General features: G+C 34.9%; 5 protein-coding genes. All 5 read right to left on the reverse strand.

The genetic code is table 11. The annotated features are described in order from the left end of the window. Positions 1–113: 113 nt before the first annotated feature. Complete coding sequence (locus PHC76_RS14870) at positions 114–539, reverse strand: rhodanese-like domain-containing protein (protein ID WP_300210765.1); 426 nt, start codon at positions 537–539, stop codon at positions 114–116. A 188-nt stretch (positions 540–727) separates the two neighbouring features. Then, positions 728–1,024: a nucleotidyltransferase family protein gene (locus PHC76_RS14875; RefSeq protein ID WP_300210768.1), complete on the reverse strand. Its 297-nt coding sequence runs from the start codon at positions 1,022–1,024 to the stop codon at positions 728–730. A gap of 128 nt (positions 1,025–1,152) precedes the next feature. After that, complete coding sequence (locus PHC76_RS14880) at positions 1,153–1,572, reverse strand: type II toxin-antitoxin system MqsA family antitoxin (protein ID WP_300210770.1); 420 nt, start codon at positions 1,570–1,572, stop codon at positions 1,153–1,155. A gap of 11 nt (positions 1,573–1,583) precedes the next feature. Continuing rightward, complete coding sequence (locus tag PHC76_RS14885) at positions 1,584–1,886, reverse strand: type II toxin-antitoxin system MqsR family toxin (protein ID WP_300210771.1); 303 nt, start codon at positions 1,884–1,886, stop codon at positions 1,584–1,586. A 154-nt stretch (positions 1,887–2,040) separates the two neighbouring features. After that, positions 2,041–2,729 (reverse strand): EAL domain-containing protein (locus PHC76_RS14890; protein WP_300210773.1); only part of this gene is annotated, 689 nt, incomplete at its 5' end.

Consider the following 2,729-nt stretch of genomic DNA (forward strand, 5'->3'; position numbering starts at 1 on the left):
GCCAATTGAGTAAAAGATTGTGGAGTGTTGGGAAAAGCGATCCTGAGATCGCTCCGCAAATTAAAAAATTGCTTGTAAGCAAAAAATATTGGGAAGTTTAAAACTTTATGCTCTCAAGGATTGAAATTTTTCAAACCGCCTTGAAGATAGGAAACATGTTTAAATCCCAATTGTTGTAAACGTTGTGCCGCAAATACCGACCGTGGCTCCATCGCGCAATAAACAACAAAGCTATCGTCTTTAGTATATTTATCCAGGATGAGTTTGGGATATTTGATTTCAAGAAATCCACGTGAAATTTTTACTTGGCGATCGTATTGAATCGTGCTTTTTTCCCACTCATCAGGATCTCTTACATCCAGCAAGATAATTTTTTCATCTGCTAACAATGCCTTCAGTTTTTGCGGTTCGATAGCTTCTACTTGCCCTTTCGCTTCTTTTAGCATTGCTTTCGTCTCATCGGATAATGACGGTGCATCCGCCCAGCATGATCCTGATGCAATGAGTAATGAAAGTATTAGTGCCGACATCTTAAACATTTGAACTCCTATTAGAAAGATTCAAATATAATAACTGATGATGATTAGATTAGATTTGATGCAGATCAATAGTTTAGAAGAACCTACTCGTTATTGCTCATATTTCATTGATTACTGGTAGATAATTTTCAATATAATTTATCTTATGTTAACCAAATTAATTTAACCTAATAATTGAGAGAATTAACCTAGTATGTATAGATAACTTCACGTTCAATGTTTTGCTTTAGAGATGGTCGCATATTTTTATGAGGGTACAAAAGATCTATTTTTGTTCCGAAAGCTTCTTCAAAATAATTCCAAGCTCCGGCTATATTTCTAAATTTTTTATTTTCAAATTCAGCATAAATATCAATATCACTTTCAGGTGTTGCTGAGCCTTTGGCATAGCTGCCAAAAAGTCCAACTTTAACGAGAGAGTATTTTTCTCTTAACTCGTCTTTGTGATTAGCAAAAAAATCAAGAATCACCTCTTTGGTAACCATTGCACCCTACTTTTAAATATTATGTATTGCATTGTATAACACTATAAATGATCTTATAAAATACAACTCATGTAAAACAGCTATTTAGCCATCTACAAAATTCGCAATTTCCTGAAGTTCATCCAATATTAGGCTGTTTTTCGTGAACCGGTAGATAAATCTTCTAAAGTTGCCTTGCCGTCATCGATAAGTCTTAGAAGAATATCTAGAGATTTAGGTGGTGCAATGATTCCTTTTTCATATTTGTGAAAAGATCTGACTCCACCTCCGAATAACTCTGACGCCTGAATCTGGGAAAGCCCCATTTTTTTTCTGATTCTTGTTATATCTTCTGGGCGCAGCATGCCGTCAATATGACGCTTTGCTAATGCAATATTTCTTTCGTTTTTCTTTGCATCATCAATGTTGTAAAACGATTCATTACACTCACTACAATATTCCCCGTACATATCAACTGTAAAAGTCTTATCTTTGTAGTTAAATGATTCAGTTCTCGCTCCATACTGTAAGTTTCCATTGCACAGAGGGCATATTTCTAATAATTTCATTTGGTGTCCTTTTATTTCTCTTTAAAAGAAATGACAATTGCATTATTGCTGATCTGCAATTTGATGTATAAAGTTATATCGTCATCATTAAAATGATAAACATCTTGCCAAAGAGTCGGGTTTTTAGTCGATCTCATAGACTTATAAAGATGTTTATTCTCCAATGATAAAACAGTAGATAATATGTCTTCTACACTCATACCAATCTGTTCCGCATCATTTTGTGCAGTACCGGTTATAAATACGTCACCACTCTCAATGAGTGCTTTGATCGATTCTAGATCATAATGTGAAATAAATTTAGTATCAGACATCTACACTCCGCGACATTGTAGTTGGTATAATAACCATATTGGTTAAACGTGTCAATAAAATTTAAGTATTAATTTCCAACATACTGAGTAATATGTACTTTAAATAACATAAGATAAATTATATTGAAAGGCATTAGCTTTGTATGCTATTTTTTCAAATTCTCTGGAGATTCTCTTTATAGACAAAAGCTTCAAATTGGCTTGCAGACATTGGTTTACCCAACAAATATCCCTGTATTTCATCACATCCTTCCTGACGTAAAAAATCAAATTGTTCCTGCGATTCAACTCCCTCGGCAATCGTTGTAAGGTTAAGTGCACTTCCCATTGCAATAATCGCTTTAACCAAAGTACTGTCACTTCCATTGATAGTAATATTTTTAACAAACGATTGATCAATCTTCAGTTTGGAGATAGGGAAATGTTTTAAATAGCTCAATGAAGAGTAGCCGGTTCCAAAATCATCGAGAGAAAAATGGATTCCAAACGCTTTAAATGCGTTCAAAAAATTAAAAATTTTACTCGTGTCCTCTATCAGGATACTTTCTGTCAGCTCTAACTCCATGCTATTCGTATCTACCTCTGCTTCGTGAAATATTTCGATTGTTTTGTTGAAAAAAGTTTCTTGTTTGAATTGACGTGAAGAGAGATTAATAGCCATCGTAAAAGGAGAAATTCCATCATCATTCCAACGTTTTAGCTGCTGGCAGGCCGTACGAAGTACCCATTCTCCGATAGGGACAATCAAGCCGGTTTTTTCAGCAATGTGTATAAATTCTGCCGGAGAGACGATCCCACGATCCGGATGATTCCATCGTATCAAAGCTTCTGCCCCGGTAATAG

The sequence above is a fragment of the Sulfuricurvum sp. genome (genome assembly GCF_028710345.1).
In the GTDB taxonomy this organism is placed as follows: domain Bacteria; phylum Campylobacterota; class Campylobacteria; order Campylobacterales; family Sulfurimonadaceae; genus Sulfuricurvum.